The 24,239-nt window shown below is 29.8% G+C and carries 18 protein-coding genes, 1 pseudogene and 1 riboswitch; of the genes and pseudogenes, 16 read left to right on the forward strand and 3 right to left on the reverse strand.

Annotated elements, in window-relative coordinates; genetic code table 11:
- Positions 1–347: 347 nt before the first annotated feature.
- A riboswitch (glycine riboswitch) is annotated at positions 348–436 on the forward strand.
- 138 nt (positions 437–574) lie between these two features.
- The gene (locus GXK56_RS07090; protein ID WP_160686609.1) at positions 575–1,969 is read left to right on the forward strand and encodes an amino acid permease; all 1,395 of its coding nucleotides are present in this window, start codon (positions 575–577) and stop codon (positions 1,967–1,969) included.
- A gap of 164 nt (positions 1,970–2,133) precedes the next feature.
- Here GXK56_RS07090 and GXK56_RS07095 read toward each other — a convergent pair whose 3' ends face one another.
- Positions 2,134–2,682 (reverse strand): PadR family transcriptional regulator, encoded by a 549-nt coding sequence (locus GXK56_RS07095; RefSeq protein ID WP_160686611.1) that lies wholly within the window; start codon positions 2,680–2,682, stop codon positions 2,134–2,136.
- A gap of 286 nt (positions 2,683–2,968) precedes the next feature.
- On the opposite strand from GXK56_RS07095, the gene GXK56_RS07100 reads away from it, so the two are divergent.
- The 3 genes from GXK56_RS07100 (at position 2,969) to GXK56_RS07110 (ending at position 8,055) form a co-directional block, all read left to right on the forward strand.
- Positions 2,969–4,222, forward strand: coding sequence for an OFA family MFS transporter (locus tag GXK56_RS07100; RefSeq protein ID WP_160686613.1), 1,254 nt, complete (start codon positions 2,969–2,971; stop codon positions 4,220–4,222).
- Positions 4,223–4,330: 108 nt separating this feature from the next.
- Positions 4,331–6,280: an FAD-dependent oxidoreductase gene (locus GXK56_RS07105; RefSeq protein ID WP_160686615.1), complete on the forward strand. Its 1,950-nt coding sequence runs from the start codon at positions 4,331–4,333 to the stop codon at positions 6,278–6,280.
- 326 nt (positions 6,281–6,606) lie between these two features.
- A complete protein-coding gene (locus GXK56_RS07110) occupies positions 6,607–8,055 on the forward strand; it encodes a hypothetical protein (RefSeq protein ID WP_160686617.1) in 1,449 nt (482 codons plus the stop codon).
- A gap of 59 nt (positions 8,056–8,114) precedes the next feature.
- Here GXK56_RS07110 and GXK56_RS07115 read toward each other — a convergent pair whose 3' ends face one another.
- Entirely contained in the window at positions 8,115–8,675 is a 561-nt protein-coding gene (locus GXK56_RS07115) for a TetR/AcrR family transcriptional regulator (protein ID WP_160686619.1), read from the reverse strand.
- Positions 8,676–8,869: 194 nt separating this feature from the next.
- On the opposite strand from GXK56_RS07115, the pseudogene GXK56_RS28075 reads away from it, so the two are divergent.
- From GXK56_RS28075 to GXK56_RS07130, 3 genes and pseudogenes are all read left to right on the forward strand, one after another.
- Positions 8,870–9,190, forward strand: a pseudogene (locus GXK56_RS28075) (phage replisome organizer N-terminal domain-containing protein); the annotation flags it as partial.
- Between the two features lie 279 nt (positions 9,191–9,469).
- A complete protein-coding gene (gene fliB, locus GXK56_RS07125; RefSeq protein WP_160686621.1) occupies positions 9,470–10,609 on the forward strand; it encodes a flagellin lysine-N-methylase in 1,140 nt (379 codons plus the stop codon).
- 135 nt (positions 10,610–10,744) lie between these two features.
- Positions 10,745–11,458 (forward strand): LytTR family DNA-binding domain-containing protein, encoded by a 714-nt coding sequence (locus tag GXK56_RS07130; protein ID WP_160686623.1) that lies wholly within the window; start codon positions 10,745–10,747, stop codon positions 11,456–11,458.
- 157 nt (positions 11,459–11,615) lie between these two features.
- Here the strand turns inward: GXK56_RS07130 and GXK56_RS07135 are convergent, their stop codons facing one another.
- Positions 11,616–11,927, reverse strand: coding sequence for a hypothetical protein (locus tag GXK56_RS07135; RefSeq protein WP_160686625.1), 312 nt, complete (start codon positions 11,925–11,927; stop codon positions 11,616–11,618).
- A gap of 288 nt (positions 11,928–12,215) precedes the next feature.
- Between GXK56_RS07135 and GXK56_RS07140 the strand changes: the two genes are divergently transcribed.
- From GXK56_RS07140 to GXK56_RS07185, 9 genes are all read left to right on the forward strand, one after another.
- Positions 12,216–12,650, forward strand: coding sequence for a MarR family transcriptional regulator (locus GXK56_RS07140; protein WP_160686627.1), 435 nt, complete (start codon positions 12,216–12,218; stop codon positions 12,648–12,650).
- 58 nt (positions 12,651–12,708) lie between these two features.
- The gene (locus GXK56_RS07145) at positions 12,709–13,269 is read left to right on the forward strand and encodes a nitroreductase family protein (RefSeq protein WP_160686629.1); all 561 of its coding nucleotides are present in this window, start codon (positions 12,709–12,711) and stop codon (positions 13,267–13,269) included.
- 26 nt (positions 13,270–13,295) lie between these two features.
- Complete coding sequence (locus GXK56_RS07150; RefSeq protein ID WP_160686631.1) at positions 13,296–14,018, forward strand: DsbA family oxidoreductase; 723 nt, start codon at positions 13,296–13,298, stop codon at positions 14,016–14,018.
- 286 nt (positions 14,019–14,304) lie between these two features.
- Entirely contained in the window at positions 14,305–15,525 is a 1,221-nt protein-coding gene (gene fliB, locus GXK56_RS07155; protein ID WP_160686633.1) for a flagellin lysine-N-methylase, read from the forward strand.
- A gap of 486 nt (positions 15,526–16,011) precedes the next feature.
- Positions 16,012–17,691 carry a potassium-transporting ATPase subunit KdpA gene (gene kdpA / locus GXK56_RS07165; RefSeq protein WP_160686635.1) on the forward strand — a complete coding sequence of 560 codons (1,680 nt, stop codon included), beginning with the start codon at positions 16,012–16,014 and terminating at the stop codon, positions 17,689–17,691.
- Positions 17,692–17,749: 58 nt separating this feature from the next.
- A complete protein-coding gene (gene kdpB, locus GXK56_RS07170; protein ID WP_160686637.1) occupies positions 17,750–19,813 on the forward strand; it encodes a potassium-transporting ATPase subunit KdpB in 2,064 nt (687 codons plus the stop codon).
- A 170-nt stretch (positions 19,814–19,983) separates the two neighbouring features.
- Positions 19,984–20,610 carry a K(+)-transporting ATPase subunit C gene (locus GXK56_RS07175; protein WP_160686639.1) on the forward strand — a complete coding sequence of 209 codons (627 nt, stop codon included), beginning with the start codon at positions 19,984–19,986 and terminating at the stop codon, positions 20,608–20,610.
- Positions 20,611–20,734: 124 nt separating this feature from the next.
- Positions 20,735–23,452 carry a sensor histidine kinase KdpD gene (locus GXK56_RS07180; RefSeq protein WP_160686731.1) on the forward strand — a complete coding sequence of 906 codons (2,718 nt, stop codon included), beginning with the start codon at positions 20,735–20,737 and terminating at the stop codon, positions 23,450–23,452.
- Positions 23,442–24,140, forward strand: a complete 699-nt coding sequence (locus GXK56_RS07185) for a response regulator transcription factor (RefSeq protein WP_160686729.1) — start codon at positions 23,442–23,444, stop codon at positions 24,138–24,140. The genes GXK56_RS07180 and GXK56_RS07185 overlap by 11 nt, the downstream gene beginning before the upstream one ends.
- Positions 24,141–24,239 lie beyond the last annotated feature (99 nt).

Genomic DNA, 24,239 nt, shown 5'->3' on the forward strand with positions numbered 1-24,239 from the left:
TATTTTTACATAAGTAATTAGGTAAAGTTATGAAGAATATAAGTATGACTAAATTTAAGAATGATGAGTATAAAATATATAATGTGTTAATTATATTTCAAATTCATATTGCTTTTTTGATACAAATGCTTTTGATAAGTATGATAAAAATAACTATAAATTATAGTAAAAATGAAAAAAATATTGCAACTTTATTGAAAATATATTACTATTAAACAGTAAAAATTAATATTCTATATATAAAATTAAAAAAAATTCAGAGGAAGATAGCGGGAGAGTAATGGCTATGCTGTTCACCGAAGAAGTAAATCTTTCAGGTACCTATTAAATTAGAGATGACCGCTATTGGATGAAGCCTTGGAGAGACTCGAAATGAGCACCGAAGGAGAAAGCCCCACAAGGCGAAACTCTCAGGTAAAAGGACAGGGAGCAGGTAACACATCTTACAAAAGTAATATATTTTTAATTACTTCATTTAGATCTTATCTATTCCCATTTGTATCTCCAGTCACAAATACTTATATGGAAAAAGACATTTTTAAATGTGTCTTTTAACTAAGATGGAGGGATAAAAATGGAAAAATCAACAGAAAAAAATCAAAATTTATCAAGAGGACTAAAGAATCGTCATGTTCAGCTCCTTGCAATTGGAGGAGCAATTGGTACTGGTTTATTCCTTGGATCAGGTAGATCAATTCACTTAGCTGGGCCGTCTATTTTATTTGCGTATATGATAACAGGAATAATTTGCTTTTTTATTATGCGTGCCCTAGGGGAATTACTGCTTTCTAATTTAAATTACCATTCATTTGTAGACTTTGTGTATGATTATTTAGGAGAAAGAGCAGCATTTATTACGGGTTGGACTTATTGGTTCTGCTGGATTTCACTTGCTATGGCAGATGTAACAGCTGCAGGACTTTATATTCAATATTGGTTCCCGAATGTGGCTCAATGGGTTCCAAGTCTTATAATTCTCGTTGTTTTATTAATTATGAATCTTACTGCAGTAAAACATTTTGGTGAAATGGAATTCTGGTTTGCATTAATCAAAGTTGTAGCAATTCTAGCTTTAATTGTAATTGGGACATTTATGATAATCAAAGGTTTTTCTACAGATGCAGGGGCATCTACATTTGCTAATCTGTGGAATCATGGTGGCTGGTTTCCAAATGGAATTAGTGGTTTTATTCTTTCATTCCAAATGGTTGTGTTTGCATTTACTGGAATTGAATTAGTTGGATTAACAGCTGGTGAAACTGAAGATCCTGAACGTGTTATTCCAAAAGCTATTAATAATATTCCAATAAGAATAATTATTTTCTATATTGGAGCACTTTTAGTTATAATGAGTATATATCCATGGACTTCAATCAGTCCAGATAAAAGCCCATTTGTACAAGTTTTTGCAGCAGTAGGTATTGCAGCAGCAGCAAGTATTGTAAATTTTGTTGTACTAACATCAGCAGCATCAGCATGTAACAGTGGTATTTTCAGTACAAGTCGTATGGTATTTTCTCTTGCTAAAGAAGATAATGCACCTGCATCAATGAAAAAATTAACTTCTAACCAGGTACCAGCTAATGCAAGTTTATTTTCAGCAGGAGTAATTTTGATTGCAGTAATTTTAAATTATGTTATGCCAGAAGGCGTATTCGTACTTATTACAAGTATATCAACATTTTGCTTTATTTTCATTTGGGCGATTATAGTAATCTGTCACTTAAAATATCGTAAAACAAATCCTAAACTTGCAGAAAAGAACAAATTTAAAATGCCGCTTTATCCAATTGCTAATTATATAATTTTAGCATTTATGGCTTTTGTTATAATTACATTAGCATTTAATAGTGAAACGCGTGTGGCACTATTTGTAACACCTGTTTGGTTTATAATGTTAGCAGTTATATATAAAATAGCTAAATCAAAAAGAAAAAGTGAAGAAGATAAAGAAATGAATATAGCTTAATTTTAAATAAAAGAGATTTATCAATAAAGAGTTAGAAAGTTTTTTCTAGCATTTGTTGGTGAATCTCTTTATATTTAATTTACGTAAATTTTATTATTAATGGAAAAACATGAAATGGACCCATCTACTAGAAATATAAATCTAATAACTGGATCCATTTAATTTTATGATTTAGGTCCATTTTTACAAAAATCAAGACATAATTTTAACCATTTTATTGATGATTCTTCACGTATAATAGCACCATTTAAAACAAGATAATCACCAAAAGCATCACTATCAACAGGTGGAATCCCATCATAAGGTTCAAGTTGAGAGTGCAAGAAAGTAAGTCTATCTTGATGTTGTTCTAGTTGTTGGTTTAATAAATGAATTCTAGTATCTAAATCTAAATTATTTGAAAAATACATTCTAAGTCTGAAAATATTCTTAGGGGTTTGCTCCATAGGTTCATCTTTTTTTAACCATTTCAAAAAATCTTTTTTACCTTTTTCAGTAATTTTATAAACTTTTTTTTCTAAAACATCTCCACTTATCTCAATATCAAATACAATAAGTTGTTCATCTACTAATTTTTTTAATTCTGGATATATCTGACTATGCTTTGCACTCCAAAATTCAGCTAATTGGAAATTGAATTCTTTTCCTATATCATAACCAGTCATAGGCCTTCTATTTAACAAGCCTAAAATTGCATATTTAAGTGTTCTCATGATCACACCTCTTTCTTAACTTTATTAATTATAACAGCTTTTATAAAAATTACAATTATAAGGAACACTAGAAATTCCATGGATTTAAGATAGATTAAACAATAATTCTGCTTATTAGAAATTAGGGCAACGAATTATATTAATAATTATATAGCAAAGAATATATTTTTTAAATTATATTTCGACAAACATATAAATATTTATATATTTATATTTACATGATTGTTTGGTTGTGATATTATTAACATGAAATTGTGATAATATTAACGAAATAAGGGGGATTTTTATGGAACTAACAAAAAAAAGATGGATTATTTTAATTGCAAGCTGCTTTATTAACTTATGTATTGGTTCAATGTATGCTTGGAGTGTTTTTGCAGCTCCTATGGCAAAGTACTTGAGCCAAGTTACAGGTGCAACGTTGACTGCTGGTACGCTAGCAATCGTTTTCACTGTTACTAATTCAGTTGGACCTATTACTATGATTACTGGTGGAAGAATAAATGATACTTTTGGGCCTAAAAAAGTAATCTTCGTTGGAGGAATACTTTTTGGTGGAGGGATGATTCTATCAGGATTTGCAAATGGCTTGGGTATGTTAGTACTTGCATATGGTATTGTAACTGGTCTTGGAATCGGAATGGTTTATGGATGTACAATAAGTAATTCAATTAAATTTTTCCCAGATAAACGTGGATTTGTTGGGGGGATTACAACTGCATGCTATGGTTTCAGTTCAGTAATAGTGCCACCAGTTGCCAATATACTAATTAGCAATTTGGGAGTAACCGCGGCGTTTAAGATAATAGGAGTTACTTTCTTAATTATTGTATGCGTATGCTCATTCTTTATTGATAAATGTCCAGTAGGATTTATTCCAGAAGGTTGGACACCACCAGCTTCTCAAGGAAATAAGTTAAATCAAAATGATAAAGATTGGAAGGGAATGTTATCAAGTCCTATTTTCTACCCAATGATTTTAGTCCTATTATGTGGAGCATTCTATGGATTAATGTGTTCTGCATTAGCATCACCTATAGCACAAGGTATGATTGGAATGTCAGTTGCTGCTGCAACTACTGTAGTATCTGTCTTAGCATTATTTAATACTGGTGGACGTATTATTGCAGGTTATGTTTCAGATAAAATTGGTAGAAATAATACTCTTTCTGGCGCGTTTGTTATTGCCATTTTTGGTCTTATGTGTTTATATTTTTCAGGCCAAGGAGATGTTACTAAATTTTATGTTGGAATTATAAGTGTTGGTGTATCTTTTGGAGCATTCATGGGCGTTTTCCCAGGGTTTACTGCTGATCAATTTGGTACTACAAATAACAGTGTTAACTACGGAATTATGTTTATTGGTTTTGCAATATCAGGTTATTTTGGGCCAACAGTAATGAAAAATGTATATGCTGCAGATCAAAGCTATCAAAGAGCATTTTTAATAGCAGCAGTTCTTTGTGTTATAGGATTTGGATTTACTTTTGTTTATCGTCATATGCACAAAAAGGAAATTGCAGTCAATAAGTCAATATAGGTGAATATGTAAACAGTTGCCTGTTAATTGTTAAACAATAAATTCTAATCTAATGAGTTAATTGAATAACAAAAGATATAATTTCATAATTATAAGGAGAAAAGAAATATGGAAAGAAAATATCCAAACTTAAGCAAACCAATTAAAATTGGTAATGTAACTTTCAGAAACAGAATGTTTTCTGCTCCTATGGGAGGAACAGATATTACAGCTGACTGTACAATTGGACCAGCATCTACAGCTTTTTATGAATTAAGAGCTAAAGGAGGAGCTGCTTCAGTTACTGTAAGTGAAGTTGTTGTTCATCCAAAGACTGAAGCTTCACATATGTATCATTTAGATTTACAAACAGTTGGTTCATTATCAAGCTTCACATACACAGCTGATGCTATACGTCGTCACGGCGCTATTGCTAGTGTAGAATTATCACATTCAGGACAATATGCTGGAACTTATTTAACTGATAAGGATAAAAAAGAAGGAATGGCTCAATGGGGACCAAGTGCTGGAGTTCGTCCAGATGGTCGTGAAGTAAAAGAACTTACTCAAGAAGTGATTGATGATATAGTAAAAGCTTATGGAGATACTGCTGCACTTGCTAAAAGGGCAGGTTTTGAAATGGTTATGATTCATGGTGGACATGGATGGTTAATTAATCAATTCTTATCACCTTATTTTAATAAAAGAACAGATAAATACGGTGGATCTTTAGAAAATAGAGTACGTTTTGCACAAGAAGTTCTTGATAGTGTTAGAACTGCTGTTGGACCTGGATTCCCAATAGAATTTAGATTTAGTGGTTCTGAATTATTTGATGGTGGATATGATCTTGCAGAAGGGGTTGAAATTGCTAAATTAATTGAATCAAGAGTGGACTTGCTTCATGTATCTGCAGGAACTTACCAAAGGGGATTTGGATTAACACATCCTTCTATGTTCTTACCTCATGGATCAAATGTTTATCTTGCAGCAGAAATTAAGAAACATGTTAGTGTTCCAGTTGCAACTCTTGGTGGTTTAAATGATCCAGAAATGATGGAAGAAATTATAGCTAGCGGTAAAGCTGATGTTGTTGAAATGGCTCGTGCTCTTTTAGCTGACCATGAGCTGCCTCAAAAGGTTATGAGTAACAGAGATAAAGACATTGTAAAATGTTTAAGATGTTTCACTTGTATGGCCGAACGTGCTATGACTTCTACAAGACGTTGTACAGTTAACCCATTAATTGGACGAGAACTAGGTGGAATGGAAGTTATACCTGCAGCAACTTCTCGTAAAGTTTTAGTTGCTGGTGGTGGTCCAGGAGGACTTGAAGCTGCTATTACTGCTGCAAAACGTGGACACAAAGTAGTACTTTGTGAAAAATCTAATGAATTAGGTGGAATACTTAAGGGAGAACAAGCACTTCCTTTTAAATATGAAATGTATGAACTAGGAGTGACTCTTGGAAAATTAGCAGAAGATGCTGGTGTTGAAATAAGATTAAATACAACTGTTACTAAGGAATATGTTGAAAAAGAAAATGTTGATGCATTAATTATAGCAGTTGGTTCAGAACCACTAGTTCCACCAATCCCAGGATTAGATGGAGATAACGTAGTAGTTGTTAATGATTACTATTTAGAAAAGGACAAGGTTAGTAATGAAGTTGTAGTTCTTGGCGGAGGTCTTGCTGGTTGTGAAGCAGCAATACATCTTGCACAAGAAGGAAAAACTGTACATTTAGTAGAAATGAGACCTGAACTTGCTCCAGATGCAAATATCAGACATCGCCCAATTCTGTTAGCTGAAATTGAAAAGAATGGAATTCAAGTTCACACTGAATACAAAGGATTGAAGGTAACAGGAGAAGGCGTTTTATGTGCTGATGTTTCTGGAACTGAACATCTTGTACCAGGGACTTCTGTAATTTGTGCACTTGGACAAAGAGCTAGAAGAAATGAAGTAGATGAATTAGTTGATAGTGCACTTTGGGTTAGAGAAATTGGAGACTGTGTACGTCCATCTACTATAACAACAGCTGTATATCAAGGATATCATGCTGGGCTTGATATATAGTAATTCTATATTAGAGTTAAATAAATTAATAAAATTTTCATATATTTTCAAATAATTTAAAGTCTCAAATTGATTTTTTCTTTAAGATTAGAAAAAGAAGTTTGAGGCTTTATTTTTCATAGTACTACAAACTTAGTTTTTCTAAGTACAATAACAATTATTTTACCTATAAATCTACAAGTTGATAAGTTGTGTTGCTTAAATAACATTTTTTGATTATTTGGAATATTGTCAGTTTATAAATATAGGAATACAATTCATATGAATAAAGAAGAAATATCATTTGAATTAAAGATGTATATAAGTTAAAGGAGAATATAAGCAATATGATAAAAAATGAAATGTCTAGCATAAATTTTAAGTTGCTTTTTAATAAAGAAGAAGTTTGGGATTTTCAAAAGCTTATAAATGATTTTGGACCTCGTTTAACTGGAAGTGCTTCTCATAAAAAATATAATGATTTAATTAAAGCTGAATTGGATAGTTATGGCTTGAAGGTTTTTGAGGATAAATATACCTTTAATAAGTGGGAGGCAAAAAGTTGGAGATTAACTATAGAAAATAATACAGGAGAAATAGAAGAAATTCCTACCACCTTTTATTATCCTTATTCAGGTGAAACAGATAAAAAAGGAGTAAGTGGTGAGCTTATATACTGTGGTAGTGGAAGAGGCTTTAAAAAGGCAAAAGGAAAAATTGCAATTGTAGAGGTTAGTATTCCATTACTTCCTAGTTCTTTGATTTTAAAAAAGAGGAGTTCTATTCCAAAGACTGCTAATTTACCAAGGATAATTACTAACTCTGTTGTAGGTTCTGTATTAAAAGGTCCAAATTTAGAAAAGGCAGTAAAGGAAGGCGTATTAGGTGTTATTTGTATTTGGAAGAAGTTATCTTATGAAAATTCCCTAAATCAATATTTGCCATTTACAAGTGGATACAAAGGGTGTCCAAGTCTTTGGGTAGATGAAAAAACTGGAGATAAATTAAAGAAATTAGCTAAGAAAAAGGTAAAGGCTAATATGATATTAGAAGCAGTTATAGAAAAGGAAGCGGAAACTAATACAATTTATTCAGTATTGCCAGGAAAAAATTCAAAGGAAACTATAATTATAAATACACATACAGATGGACCTAATGCTTGTGAAGAAAACGGGGGAATAGCTTTACTTGCTTTAGCTAAATATTTCTCTAAAATTCCATTAAGTGAGAGAAATCGTACAATAGTATTTGTATTTGTTACAGGTCATTTTCAGTTGCCTCAATTTGGAGTAAAAAATCGTCAAGCAACATCTAGATGGTTAGAGGAGCATACTGAGCTTTGGGATGGAAGAAATTCTAATAAAAAAGCAGTAGCAGCTGTTACAATTGAGCATTTGGGATGCATGGAGTGGAAGGACGATGAAAAATATTCGGCTTATAATCAAACAAATTCAATAGATCTTGAGTTGGTATATACAGGTAATAAGATTATGGACCAAATATATTTGAAGGCCTTAGAAGGAAGGAAGAAAATACGAACTGTTACATTAAGACCAAGGAATAATATTTATTTTGGTGAAGGACAACCTCTTTTTCAAGTTGGAATACCAACAATTTCACTAGTCACTGCACCAGACTATTTATGTAAATGTTCGAAAACAGGAGAAATTGAAAAGCTTGATATTGATCTTATGTATGAACAAATAATAACTTTTTTAAAAGCAATTTTAGAAATTGATAAAACACCAGTAGAAGTTTTAGGGAAAGTAGAAAAACAATCATATGGTGTTTTTTAGAAAAGAGAAATTAAAATAGAAGGCTTAAATTTATAGAATACAGCCGTCTATTTTAATTCCTAAGTTTTTGGAAGTATTTTATATTGAAAGCGTCTAGACAATTCAACCATTTCTTCAGGAGATTCTTTCATTCCATTTAATAACCAAACCTTTATGGTTGAAATATAACCGTCTATAATAAATGCACTATAATATTCAAGTTCTCTAGTACTCAGATATTTTAAGTGAGAAGACCAGAGTAAATTGTATTGAGTCTTTATAGAATGGCTCAACTTGTCCCATAAGGTGCTTCCTGTATTTGAATTTAAAAGTACTACTAATAATTCATTATATTGAATAACACATCTATAAAGGTTAAGTAAAAAGTCGCATTGATTTAAAATATCATGATCTTTATAGGAACTTATAATTTCATCAAAAACTTCATTTTCTAAATGAAAAAGCAAGTCATTAACCGTTTTATAATGAAGATAAAAAGTTGCTCTATTAATATCAGCAAGTTCCGAAATTTCACGAACTGAAATCTGATTTATATTTTTTGATTTTAATAATTCAATTAATGCATTTATTAGTTGTTTTTGAGTGCGTCGGAAACGTCTATCTTTTTTTTCATGGATCATTTTTGATTCCCTCCCTATTTAATTTGCAAATAAGTCAAAACTGTTGAATAAATAACGCTTCAGCTATATTTGGCACATTGTCAAACAGATATTAGGATAATATAATCAATGTTAGTAAATTAATATAAAGTTGTCAATTATATTTGCAATAAATGAAGTGGTGTTTTTATAAAAAATAACAATTCAAAACAGACATGTATGCGGACACAAAATTTTAAATAATAGATACCAAGCCAGAAAGAGATTTAATTCATTACGTTTGGGTGGCAATTGTGATTTTAGCTGGTAAGGTTAATTTAGAAGGGGAGTTATATCTCTGAAAAAATATTCCATATACATTAGAAACTTTGGCAATAGAATTTAATAGAGATGTAAATCTAGTTAAGTTAGCTTTAGATGTATTAATTGAATTACAAATGATTGAAATTACTGAACATAATATTTATAGAGTAAAAAATTTTGCTAAGCATCAAAATATTAAAACCAAAAACAAAAATGAAGAATCAGAAGAAGGGATGAGTACAAATAAGCAAGAAATTAATGTGATTGAAAGCTTAGAAAAGCAAATATGTGATAATAAAGAAAATCAAGCTGGAGGTATAAAAATTGAGAATAAAAAAGATAACATTAAATTCATAATGGATTATTTTGTTTTAAAACTTTAATTAAAAATTATTTCTATAATTAAAGATTATTTATCTAACATTTTGAAATTAAGAGTATACGAAAGCAGAAGAACTCTATTATAATAATATTTATGTAACTTGATATTATAGAAAATTGGAGATATTTTTATGGATAAATCAATAGAGGTTTTAAAGATTACAAATTATGATAAATTTAAATGTATAGCAGATAAATGTAAATTTACCTGTTGTGATGGATGGGATGTAAGCATAGATGCTGATACCTATAACAAATGGAAAAAAGACAATTGCACTCAAATTCTAAGTAAGATAAAAATGGAGAAATCAGAAAGTGTTGCGGGTTATTTTATTAATAAGGAAAATCATGAACCATGCCCATTTTTAGATACACAAGGATTATGCCAGATAGTAAAAAATCATGGAGAAGAATATATATCATCAACATGTCATAAGTTTCCTAGAATAGAAAATAAATTTGAAGTTAGAAGTGAATTTTCATTATCCTGTGCATGTCCAGAAGTAGTAGAAATAATAAGCAGTATATCAGGAAAAATAAGTATGCTTCCAGAAAATCATAAGGAGATAAAAAATACTTTATTAGAACTTAAAATTAGAGAAAATGTGATTAATATTATGCAGCAGGAGGATTTTTTATTAGAAGAGAAATTACTTGTTAGTTTTCAAATGTTATCAAATATTTTAGAAGAAGACTTTGATGAAAATGTGGTATTAGAAGAACTAGGAAAATTTAAGAACAGAGAGTTTATACAAAAACATATAGAAGTTTACAAGGAAATAGATTCAAACATAAATGAGTCAGTTGAAGAAATTAACTATCTATTGTTAGATATTATAAAGAATTATAAAGAAGTATCTAGTTTTGAGCTTCTTTTAAAAGATATTTCTGATTTTGGAGAAACTGCAAAAATTGAAAAGCTTTCAGCTAAGTGGCAAGATTATAAAAATCTATTTAAACAATATGATGAGTTTGTTGAAAATTGGCTTGTATCTGATATTTTAAGCAGTTGCATAAGTAGTGATGCTGAAGAACTTATAATTTCCTTTCAAATGATTATGTTAGAGTATTTACTAGTAAGGTATGCTGTATTTTTAAAATATTGTATAAATAAAAATAAGGAAATAGAGCTTCAGGATATAAAAGATTATATAGTAGTTTTTTCTAGAATTATAGGTAATAATACTGACGCTGTTATAGAGTTTTTAAGAGATGGTTTTGAAGACCCAGTTTTAGAAATTGGATATTTGTGTTTCATAAGTTTGTTTTAAGCAGATCATCATAATGGAGCAACATTTAAATATAAATAATAGTTTTATTGAAGTTAATTACAATTTAAAGTAAAATTTTTATAAGGAAATAATATAAGAAGCATATTTAATATAAATTGAGATAGAGGTGTGCTTATGATTAATGTTGCTATTTGTGATGAGATGGAGAAACATAGAAAGTATCTTGAAGGTTTAATCAGAGAATATTTTGTAACATTAACTTATGACATTCATATTATTAATTTTACATCTGGGGAGCAGTTAATTAATTATTATATTTGTGAAAAGTCAGAAATAGATATTATATTTCTTGATGTTTATTTAGGACAAGATAATGGAATAGAAGTAGCAAAAAAGATAAGAGAATTTGATGAAGTGGTGAAGTTTGTTTTTACAACTACTAGTACAGAATATGCATTAGAAAGTTTTTGTGTCTTTCCATTCAACTACTTAATAAAACCTATTGATAAAGATAGGTTGTTTAAAGTGCTTAAACATGCAATTTTATTAATTGATAAAGAAAAGCAAAAAAGTATAGTGATCAAGTTTGATAATGAAATGCACACTATATTTTTTAAAGATATTAAATATATTGAAAGCTTTGGGAAGAAAATCAATATATATACTAAAAAGGGCATACTTAGCTTTAATTCTAAGCTAGATCAAGTGGAAGCAAAAATAAATGATAAAAGATTTCTGCGTTGTCACAAGAGTTTTCTTGTTAATATGGATTATATTTCAGGTATTGAGGATTATTCATTTAGGTTGTTAGATAATAGTGAAGTGCCTATTAAGCAGAGAGAATTTTCAAATATTAAAGAAAGTTATTATTCTTATTGTTATAAATAGATTTATGCATATATATATTGAAAGAAAATTTATCAAATATAAGGACATTTTATATATAAGTACAAAAATAATTAGCAGAGTGGGGGAACACTCTGCTTTATAATTAGGAAAGGTTATCTATTAATTTAGTCATATTTCTAAATTAAGAAGGTTAAATTTAAGCATAAGCATCTAAAAAATTCGATTTAATCATGGAAGCTTGAGGTGCACTTTTTTGTGCATTTGACCTAGATGCTTGAAGCTTTTGATTCTGGCTTTGTATTATTGAATCTTGTTTTTGTATTTGTTGCTGTTGATCTTGAACTTTTGTTTGATATTTTTGTATTTGTTGTTGTTGGTTTTGTAATTCTGATTCTTGATCTTGAATTTTGGATTGTTGACTTTGAATTTTCATTTGCTGTGAAGATAACTTAGCTTGTAAATTATTCACATTATATTGATTTGAAGTTCCGCTTAGAGCTATAGACATAGTCGCCTGCACCTCCCTTTACAAAAATATTAAAATTAATATAAAGATAAATAACATTAAAATACTCTATTATATTTAAAGTTTAACATAATTTTTTGGGGATTTGCTTATTGTAGCAAAAATGACAGTTTTTAAAGCAAAAATAGCATTGATATTTTGAAAGAGAAAGTGTATTAATGCAGACTTTACTGGAGTTAAGTTAGGAGAGTTAAGATTTATTATACCGTATTGACAAAAGAATTTAATTGAGTTAAAATTAGTTCGTACTCGAACGAATGAGGTGAGGAAATGAAAAAAGGATGTATATTGGGTAAAATAAATGAAATTAATTCTATTTCAAATAAATTTATTGCAAAAAAAATAAAAGAAGAGAATTTACCCATATTACTAAATCATATACCATTATTTTATATACTTCCTGAAGATGGCAGCGCGATGATTTTTAACGAAATATCAAGCACATGGGAAATATCCAAATCTTCTTTATCAGACATTATTAATAAATATGAAAGTCAAGGATTAATAAAAAAATGTGATTGTTCTGAAGATAAAAGAAGTGTATATATAAGCTTAAAACCAGAAGCTTTATATATAGTAAAAATACTTAGAAATATAGAAGCTGAATTTTTAAACTTTTTGCTGAATAATTTTAATAATGATGAAAAGCAAACCTTTGAAGAAAACATTGATAAAGCTTTAAAAAGTATAAAAAAAATACTATGAGTATTTTTTTAAAGAATTAGTTCGTTCACGTACGAAAAAGATATGAGGAGAAATTAAAATGAATGAAATATTAAAGGTTATAAAAGAAAGAAGAACTACAAGGAAATTCAAAGCAGAGCAAATAAAGGAAGAAGAATTACAAGCTATAATTGAAGCAGGAATATATGCACCAAGTGCTCATAACATGCAATCTTGGAATTTTACAGTTATACAAAATTCAGAGTTAATTAAAGAGTTAAATATTGAAGCAAAAGAAGCAGCTAAGGATTTTTCAGATGAATTACTTAGGAAAATGGCTAATAATGATAAGTTTGATAGTTTTTATGGAGCACCCACAGTTATTATAGTTTCAGGGAATGATAATGGAATGATGCCTCAAGTGGATTGTGCAGCGGCAACAGAAAATATGCTTATTGCAGCAGAATCTTTAGATATAGGGTCTTGTTGGAATGGTTTTGTAAGCATATTATTTAATAGTGAAAAAGGAGCACAATATAAAAGTAAATTAAGTATTCCAGAAGGATATACACCATATTATGCAGTGTTGCTTGGATATAAAGATGTAAAAATAAGCAAAGCTCCAGAAAGAAAAGCCAATACAGTACAATACATGAGATGAGATTATAAAAATGAGGAGGAATTAACATGAAAATAGAGGTATGGTCAGATTTTGTATGCCCATTTTGTTATATAGGAAAAAGAAGATTAGAGATGGCTTTAAATGACTTTGAACATAAAGAAGAAGTCGAATTGGTAGTTAAAAGCTTTGAACTTGATCCAAAATCAAAAAAGAAATTTGATGAAAGTATACATGAAATTATAGCTAAAAAATATGGAATATCAGTAGAACAAGCTAAAGCTTCTAACGATCAAATATCAGCACAAGCTAAGGAAATTGGTCTTAACTATAATTTTGATGATATAAAACCAACAAATACTTTTGATGCTCATAGATTATCTCATTATGCTAAAACAGAAGGAAAGATGAATGAGCTATCAGAAAGAATTTTAAAAGCTTATTTTGTTGAGGCAATGGATATATCCGATTATGGGGTGTTAACTAAGCTTGCTGATGAAGTAGGGCTTGATAGAGTTAAAGCTTTAGAGGTTTTGGAAACAGGAAAATATGCAGCAGAAGTAAGAAAAGATGAAGAAGAAGCTTCAAAGCTTAATATAACTGGAGTACCTTACTTTGTATTTAATAGCAAATATGCTATTTCAGGAGCACAACCTATAGAGTTGTTTTTAAGGACTCTTAAAAAAGTAAAAAATGAAGAAATATCAGCTTCAATAAAGCCTTTAGAAAATGTTCAAGATGAAAAAGAGCCTAATTCAGGAAAATGTGTTGATGGAAAATGTGAAATTTAAAATGTAGGATTACTAAGAACATGAATCAAATATATAATTATATATTTTTTTAATTAAATGCTTGCTATATGAAAGGTTTAAGCAAAACTTTTTATATAGCAAGTAATTTTTTTCCTAAAATCAAACATATACAGCTTATAGATATTAAAAACTTACAGTGGGGAAAGTCGGCTTTTTTGAAATTTACAAATTAAAATGGAAAACTATAAGGCAAATATTATGGTAGAATTATTAAAGAGACATTATTGGAATATTTCATTTGATATTAGAATAATAGGAGAAAAAAGTGAAAGAAAATATTAAAATGCGTTATCCTTCATATCTTAATGAATTTAAGTGTATTGGGGGAAGCTGTGAAGATAACTGTTGTGGATATTGGCATATATATATTGATAAGGAGACTTTTGAAAAATATAAAAATATTCAAGATGAGGAAACGAAAAAATTTGTTAATGATAATATCTTTGTGAGAGAGAAATGTAATACTCTCAAAACCGATTATGGACAAATTAAATTAGACAGTGATAAAATATGTCCTTTTTTGAATAATGAGAACTACTGCAGCCTTCAAACAAAGCTTGGAGAAGAATATCTATCAAATGTATGTACTGTTTTCCCAAGAGTTATAAATAAAATTGATGATTTTTATGAAATGTCTTTAGATGTATCTTGTATTGAAGCAGCAAGATTAATACTTTTAAAGGCCGAAGGAATAAATTTTAGTGAAGAGGAAATTAGTATTGGAAAGCACTTTGTAACTTTAGAGATAGACACTTATTCTAAAGAGGTTAAGGATACTAATTATAAATATATGCGAGAAATAAGGGGAAAAAGCATTGAAATCATAAAAAATAAAAATTATAGTTTAAGTGAAAGATTATATGTGCTTGGCTCTTTTTTAGAAAATTTACGTAGGGAATTATGCTATGGCTATTATAATGTAAAAGAATTTATACATAAATATGATATGAATTCTTTTAGCAATGATTTTAAAAGGAATAAAGAAAATTATATGCTTCAATTATCGTTTTATAGACAAGTATTAGAAAAATTTAATGAATATGGTGAATATTATAGCGATTATTTTAAAACGAAAATGAAAGAAGTTTTTTCTGGGTTTAGATTTTATAAAGGAGAAAGTTTAATAGAAAACTCAGAATTATTTATCAAAGCTTGGGATTATTGTGAAGAGAATATTTTTGAAAAATACAGTTATATTTTTGAGAACTATTTAGTTAACCATATGTTTAAAGAATTTTTTCCATTTTCAGAAAACGATATAGTTTTTGATGGGTATATTATGATGCTAATAAGATTCTCGTATATAAAATTCATTTTAGTTGGACAATATATTTATAATGGAGAAATTTCTATAGAAAAGATAGTGAGATTAATTCAAGCTTTATCAAAAGAAATTGAACATAATGATGAGTATTTGAAAAATATTTTATTATATATAAAAGAATATGAATTGGATAATAAGAGATTTGCTGAAATACTTTTATAGTTCGTATAAATTTATGTTTTTAGAAACGCTAAATTTTATGAAGGGAATTATAATTAATATATTTTTAATGGTATTTTTATATATGATATTTGGTCAAGCTGTTGCTTTTTGCAACAGCTTATTTTAGTTTTATATAGTTTTTCAGATTTTGATGAAAATCTTTATACAATCTTTATACCAATATAAATAGTTTAACCCAATCTTTATACAAGAAAGAGTAATATCAAGATAGAAAATAAATATTGAAGGGAGAAGAATAATGCTAGATGCCGTATTTTTTTCATTATTAATTTTAGGATTTGGCTCTATTATATTTTTTGCCAATTGGTGTGAGAAACAGCTAAACAAATAGAAAGAATACATGGAGGAACTTATATGTGGATTTTGGTTGGAATAATAATTTTACTCTTTGGATATTTAAGTTATGCCTTATTTAATCCAGAAAAATTTTAGAATATGTGCTAGGAAATTAAGGAGGAAATATCTATGGAATGGTTACAAATAATAATAACTTTACTGCTTTTTATGGTAATCGTAGTGCCGCTTGGGAAATATATATTCAAAGTTAGTGCTAACCAAAAAGCATTTGGAGATAAGTTTTTTAATATTATTGATAACTTCATCTATAAAATTTGCAAGATAAATAAAGATGAAGAAATGAATTGGAAAGAATATGTTATTTCTATTATAGCTGTAAATGCTGTCATGGTATTTATAGGATATATAATTCTAAGGATTCAAGGATTTTTATTTATAAATCCAAATAAAATAGAAGGAATGGAGCAGAGCTTATCATTTAATACAATAATAAGCTTTATGACAAACACAAATCTTCAAGATTATAGTGGAGAATCTGGACTATCTCATTTAAGTCAAATGATTGTAATTATATTCATGATGTTCACTTCGGCAGCAACAGGTTTTGCAGCGGCTTTGGCTTTTATGAGAGGAATATCTTCAAAAAAATCAATGGGAAACTTTTTTGTTGATATAACAAGAATAACAACAAGAGTGTTATTACCATTTTCAATAATAATAGGACTTCTTTTAGTATCTCAAGGAGTGCCTCAAACTCTAGCAGGAATTAAAACTGTTACTACAATAGAAGGAAAAGTGCAAGATATAGCAATGGGACCTGTAGCAGCGCTTGAATCAATAAAGCATATAGGGACAAACGGTGGTGGATTCTTTGGAGCAAATTCAGCACATCCATTTGAGAATCCTAATCCAATAACAAATTTAATAGAGCTATTATCTATGATGATGCTTCCAGGAGCTTTAGTTTATACCTTTGGTTTAATGATTAAAAATAAAAAACAAGGCTGGGCAATTTTTGCTGCAATGGCAGGGCTATTTATTATAGCACTTCCTATATGTTACTTAGCAGAAAAAGCAGGAAACCCAGTGTTAGCACATATAGGTTTAAGCCAAGCCATGGGAAATATGGAAGGTAAAGAAGTGAGATTTGGAATAGCTGAATCATCGTTATTTACTACAGTAACTACAGCTTTTACCACAGGAACTGTAAATAACATGCATGACTCTTTGACGCCTCTAGGAGGAGCAGTGGCTCTTATGAATATGATGCTTAACGTCATATTTGGTGGAAAAGGTGTAGGGTTTATGAACATGATAATGTATGCAATTCTTACTGTTTTCTTATGTGGACTAATGGTAGGAAGAACACCAGAATTTTTATCAAAGAAACTTGAAGGCAGAGAAATAAAATTAGTAGCTTTAGCTATAATAATTCATCCATTTTTAATTTTGATGTTTTCAGCTTTGGCTTTAGTTATTCCACAGGGACTTGCAGGAATATCAAATTCTGGCTTTCATGGATTAACTCAAGTAGTTTATCAATTTACAAGTTCTGCAGCAAATAATGGATCTGGCTTTGAGGGCTTAGGAGATAATACTATGTTTTGGAATAGTGTAGCTGGGATAGTTATGTTTTATGGAAGATATTTATCTATGATAATTCTTCTTTCAGTTGCAGGATCCTTAGCAGCTAAAAGAAGTATACCAACTACATCAGGAACTTTTAGAACTGATAATGCAATGTTTGCAGTAACATTAATGGCTATTGTTTTAATAATCGGAGCTTTAACCTTTTTGCCAGCTATAGCTCTTGGTCCTGTAGCAGAGCATTTAACATTATGGAAGTAATTAAATTAGTTATAGTTTAAGGTTGGTATTAAATTAAAGATTAAGGAGAAATATTAATATGAGTAATAAAAAAAGAGAATCTAAATTTATTACAAAAGAAATATTAAAGGAATCTATTATAGAATCTTTTAAGAAGTTAAATCCCAAATATATGATTAAGAATCCAGTTATGTTTGTTGTTGAGGTAGGTTTTGTTATAACTTTCTTGCTTATATTTATACCAAGCTTATTTGGAGATAAGGGTAACAATTTGAGAATATATAATTTAATTGTATCAATAATACTCTTTATAACAGTATTATTTGCCAATTTTGCAGAGGCCGTTGCGGAAGGAAGAGGAAAAGCTCAAGCTGAAAATTTAAAGAAGATGCGTAAAGATACAGTTGCAAAAATTTTAAATCAAGATGGAACAACTAAAATTATTAATGCTAATGAATTAAAAAGAGGAGATATAGTTTTAGTTGAAAATGGAGATATAATTCCAAATGACGGCGAAGTTATAGATGGGATTGCGTCTGTAGATGAATCAGCAATAACAGGTGAATCAGCACCAGTTATGAAGGAGAGAGGGGGAGATTTTGCATCAGTTACTGGGGGAACAAAGGTGGTAAGTGACTGGTTAAAAATAGAGATAACTGCAACTCCAGGCGAATCTTTCTTGGATAAAATGATTTCTCTTGTTGAAGGTGCATCTAGGCAAAAGACTCCCAATGAAATTGCTCTTAATACAATACTTGTAAGTTTAACGATTATATTTCTTATAGTAATAGTTGCACTTTACCCAATGGCCAATTATTCAGGAGTTTCGATTTATATTTCTACTTTAATTGCGCTTCTTGTATGCTTAATACCAACAACCATTGGAGGATTATTATCTGCAATAGGGATTGCAGGAATGGATAGAGTTACAAAATTTAACGTTATTGCAATGTCAGGAAAGGCAGTTGAAGCTTGTGGGGATGTTGATACTATGCTTCTTGATAAGACTGGAACTATAACTTTTGGAAATAGACTTGCTGCTGAATTTCTTCCAGTTGGTAATACAGATAAAGCAGAGCTTATAAATTACTCAGTAATTTGTTCCTTAAAGGATGATACTCCAGAAGGAAAATCAATAGTGGATCTTGGAAGAAAATTGGGATCAGATATTAAGGAAGAAGAATATATAAATTTAGAATTTATTGAATTTACAGCTCAAACAAGAATGAGTGGAATAGATTTACCAAATGGTTTAAAAGCAAGAAAAGGGGCTTCGGATTCTATAAAAAATAGAATAAAGGAGCTTGGAGGGAATATTCCCAAGGACCTAGATGAGGCTGTAAATAGTGTATCTAAATTAGGAGGAACACCACTTGTAGTTTGTGTTAATGAAAAAGTATATGGTGTCATATACCTAAAAGATACTGTTAAGCCTGGTCTTGTAGAAAGATTTGAGAGGCTTAGAGAAATTGGAATCAAAACCGTTATGTGTACTGGAGATAATCCTTTAACGGCTGCAACAATTGCAAAAGAAGCTGGTGTTGATGAATTTATAGCTGAATGTAAGCCGGAAGATAAAATTAATGCAATTAAAAGAGAGCAGGAACAAGGAAAAATAGTAGCAATGACAGGTGACGGAACTAATGATGCTCCAGCTCTTGCACAAGCAGATGTTGGACTTGCTATGAATAGTGGTACAACAGCAGCTAAAGAAGCAGCTAACATGGTTGATTTGGATTCAGACCCAACCAAAATTCTTGAAGTTGTAGAAATAGGAAAACAGCTGTTAATAACAAGAGGAGCTTTGACAACTTTTAGTATAGCCAATGATGTAGCTAAATATTTTGCTATTATTCCTGCTATTTTTACAGTGGCTATACCTGAGATGCAGCTTATGAATATAATGGGCCTTTCAACACCTTATAGTGCAATACTCTCAGCCCTTATATTTAATGCAATAATAATACCATTACTTATACCAATAGCAATGAAGGGGGTAAAGTACAAGCCTATGAAAGCAGAAATGATGCTCCTTAGAAACATGTTTGTTTTTGGAGGTGGAGGAATACTTGCACCGTTTATAGGAATCAAGGTTATAGATGTTATTATTACTCCTCTTGTTAGGATTCTTAATATAGGATAAAAAGAAGTTATGAATTATGAGTTAAGAGTTAAGGAAGGAACCTAATGGCTTTCTTCCGAATATATATTTTTTGTTTAAAGCCTTATGGCTTGCAAAAGCTATATTAGTTGGATTGATTATATAGTTTAGAATAATTAAAAGAATGTAGTAAATTAAAAGGAGATTTTTATATGAAGATAATTAAAAAATCTATTTATATAAGTATTACTTTAATGATACTTTGTGGGCTTATATATCCTCTTTTCATGACAGGGATAAGCCAATTAATCTTTAGCAAAAAAGCTAATGGAAGTATGATTACAGTGGACGGCAGAGAAGTTGGATCCGAGCTAATAGGTCAAAAATTTACAGATAGCAGATTTTTTAAAGGAAGAATTTCATCTATAAATTACAACACATATACAGAAGAGGATTTAAGAGCTGATGAAAGTGGAAAGACGGCTTACAGTGGAGTTAGCTCAGGTTCTCAAAATTTAGCACCATCAAATGAAGCTCTAAAAGAAAGAGTTCAAAAGGATATTGACGTTTTTCTAGCGGCTAATCCTAGCGTTAAGAAAGAGGATATACCAACAGACTTACTTACAAGTTCAGGTTCTGGGCTTGATCCAGACATAAGTCTAAAGGCAGCGGAAATTCAAATACCAGCAGTTTCAAAAGCGTCAGGAATAAGTGAAACTGAGTTAAAGAAAATTGTAGACCAATACACAGAAGGAAGAAGCTTTGGAATTTTTGGAGAACAAAGAGTTAATGTTTTAAAGGTTAATATTGAAATAGCATCCAAATTAAATAAAAAGTAAAATGGGCTTTGATCTCATTTTACTTTTCTGAAATAAGGGGGTATTATGAAAAGACAAAGAATTCATTTAAGCAACTGTAAACTGCTAACTACGAATTGTAAACTGAACTGCGGAGGTGAGTAAAATAGATATACAAGAAAGACCAAATCCAGAGTATCTTTTAAATCAGATAAAAAGAGAAGAAAATGAGTCTTCTAGAGGGAAGTTAAAAATATTTTTTGGATATGCAGCAGGGGTAGGAAAGAGTTATGCAATGCTTATGGAGGCCCATGACATGAAAAAAATGGGTAAGGATGTTGTGGTTGGATATATTGAACCTCATGTTAGGCCAGAAACTATGGGACTTTTATATGGACTTGAAAGTATTCCAATTAAGATAATAGATTATAAGGGGATAATTCTAAGAGAGTTTGATTTGGATAAAGCTCTTATTAGAAAACCTGAGATTATTTTAGTTGATGAATTTGCTCATACTAATGTTAATACCCAAAGGAATAAAAAAAGGTGGCAGGATATAGAAGAACTTTTAGAGGCTGGAATAGATGTTTATACCACTTTAAATGTTCAACATATTGAGAGCTTAAATGATATAGTTGAAAGTATAACCCATATTTCAGTAAGAGAAACGATTCCTGATAGAGTATTTGATGAAGCAGATAAGGTAGAGTTAATAGATATTGAGCCAGATGAGCTTTTAAATAGATTCAGTGAAGGAAAAGTATATAACAAAGAACAAACAAGAAAAGCTTTTAATAATTTTTTTACTAAAAATAATTTATTTGCTCTTAGGGAAATTGCACTAAGAAGAACAGCAGATAGAGTAAATTACGAGGTAGAAAGTGTAAGATTATCAAGAGGCCAGATAACTGTAATGCCAACTTCAGATGTAGTTCTTGCTTGCATTTCACCATCTCCATCTTCTTCAAGAGTTATAAGAACCGCAACAAGAATGGCTGAAGCCCATCATTCTAAATGGATTGCATTATATGTTGAAACTACAAAAATGCAGAAACTCAATAAAGAAGATAAAGAAAGATTAAATTCTCATTTTAGTTTAGTTGAGCAATTAGGGGGAGAGGTTGTTACAGTATATGGAGATAATATTACTGAACAAATAATTCAATATGCAAAGTTTAGAAATGTAACAAAAATTATAATAGGTAAAAATCATAAAAAACCTAATAATTTATTTCATTTCTATGCAAAAGATGTAGTGGATAAACTTATGGAGTCTAACTCATATATAGATGTATATGTAATCCCTAATTCAACTTTTGATATAGGAAAAGAAAATAGTATTAGTATAAATAAATTCAAATTGAACATATCTTTTAAAGAAGTTTTAGTTTCAACTATTATAATGATAATAGCTACAATAGTATCATTATTTATTGATTTGGCAGGATTTAGAGAAGCTAACATTATTATGGTTTTTATTTTAGGAGTAATTATTGTAAATATTAAAACTAGAGGATATGTTTTAGGTTTTATTTGTTCAATAGTTAGTATATTTTTGTTTAATTTTTTGTTTACAGAACCAAGATATTCTCTTGAAGTTTACGATAAAACTTATTTAGCAACTTTTCCTATAATGCTAATTGTAACTTTTGTAATAGGAACTCTTACAAATAAAATTCAAAGAGAAGCCATTAATTCTTCTAAAAGAGAAAAAAGGACTCAAATTTTATATAGAATAAGCAAGAAATTATTAAGTGCAACTGGAACAGCAGATGTTGTTAGTATAGGAATAAAATATTTATCTAGATTGTTAGAAAGAACTGTTATTTGTTATATAGTTCAGGATAATAAACTTTCAACACCTTTTATATATACTGCAACTATAGGAGAAAAAGATAGGGCTTTATTAAATAAAGATGAAGAAGCTGTTGCACAGTGGACATTTATTAATGAGAAAGAATGTGGAACTGGAACTAATACCTTTCATGGTGCAAAAGGTTATTATATGCCATTAAAAAGTAATGGAAAAGTACTAGGAGTGTTAGGAATTTCATGTATAAACGGTCCTCTAAAACCAGAGCAAAAATTTATTTTTGAAACAGTTGCAAGTCAAATTTATATTGCTTTAGATAGAGAAATCTTAGCAGAAACTCAAAAGAAATCTAATCTGGAGATTGAAAGTGAAAGGCTTAGAAGTAATCTTTTAAGGTCAATATCTCATGATTTAAGAAGCCCACTCGCAAGTATTAAAGGCTCAGTGAGTACTATTATTGAAACAGGCAATCTGATCTCAGAAGAAACCAGAGGAGAGTTACTTCAAAGTGTTTACGATGACACTGAATGGCTTATAAGACTGGTTGAAAACCTGCTTAGTATAACGAGATTTGAGGGCGGTAACATGAAAATAAAGAAGGAAATGGAGCTTATTGAAGAAGTAGTATATGAGGCGATTCAAAGAATTTCAAAAAGGTTTATGGAGCATGAGATAAAAGTAACAGTTCCAGAAGAAGTAATAATGGCAGCAATGGATGGTAGTTTAATTGAACAGGTAATTATAAATTTAATTGATAATGCTATTAAATTTACACCTAAAGACTCTATAATTGAAGTTAAAGTATATGAAGATGAAAAAAATGTTTATTTTGAAGTAATTGATAGGGGTATGGGAATTTCAGAAGATATAATAGAGCATATATTTGATAGATTTTTTACTAATGGAGATAAAATATCTGATTCAAGAAGAGGGGTAGGATTAGGACTTGCAATTTGCAAGTCAATAGTAGAGGCACATGGAGGAAGGATTGCTGCCTATAATAGAGAGAATGGAAAAGGAGCAATATTTAGATTTAATATTCCAAAGGAGGATGGTAGTGATGGACAATAAGCCATATATTCTTGTGGTTGAAGATGATAAGCCAATAAGAAGCTTCATAACAGCATCCTTAAAGGCACAAGGATTTAATTATATTGAAACGGAAAAAGGTGGAGAGGCAATTGCACTTTCAATATCCAATAAGCCAGATTTAATAATATTGGATTTAGGACTTCCGGACATGGATGGAATTGAAGTGGTTGAAAGAGTAAGAGAATTATCTAATATTCCGATAATAATTGTTTCAGCTAGAGAAAATGAAAGACAGAAAATAGAAGCTTTAGATAAAGGAGCTGATGATTATCTAACAAAACCTTTTGGAATTGGAGAACTACTAGCAAGAATAAGAGTATCCTTAAGGCATAGTATATCAAACGATAATGAGTCTGATAATATAGGAAGTTTTAACGTAAAAGACTTAAATGTAGATTTTGATAAAAGAAAAGTAATCATTGATAATGAGGAAATACATTTGACTCCTATAGAATATAAAATAATGGCACTTCTTTGTAGATATCCAGGAAAGGTATTAACTCATAATTTTATAATTAAAGAAATTTGGGGTTCACCTATAGGTAATGAAACTAAGTCACTTAGAGTGTTTATGGCAAGTCTTAGAAGAAAAATAGAAAAAAATCCAGCACAGCCACAGTACATATATACAGAAGTTGGTGTGGGATATAGATTAGCAGATGATTAGTTTTAATACAAAAATAATTTGGACACATGAATTGTTTCGCATCATGTGTCTATTATTATGTATTTAATTTTTATTCATAGCAAGATAAAAGTAACACTA

Source organism: Clostridium sp. C2-6-12, from assembly GCF_009928485.1.
Taxonomy (GTDB): Bacteria; Bacillota; Clostridia; order Clostridiales; family Clostridiaceae; genus Clostridium.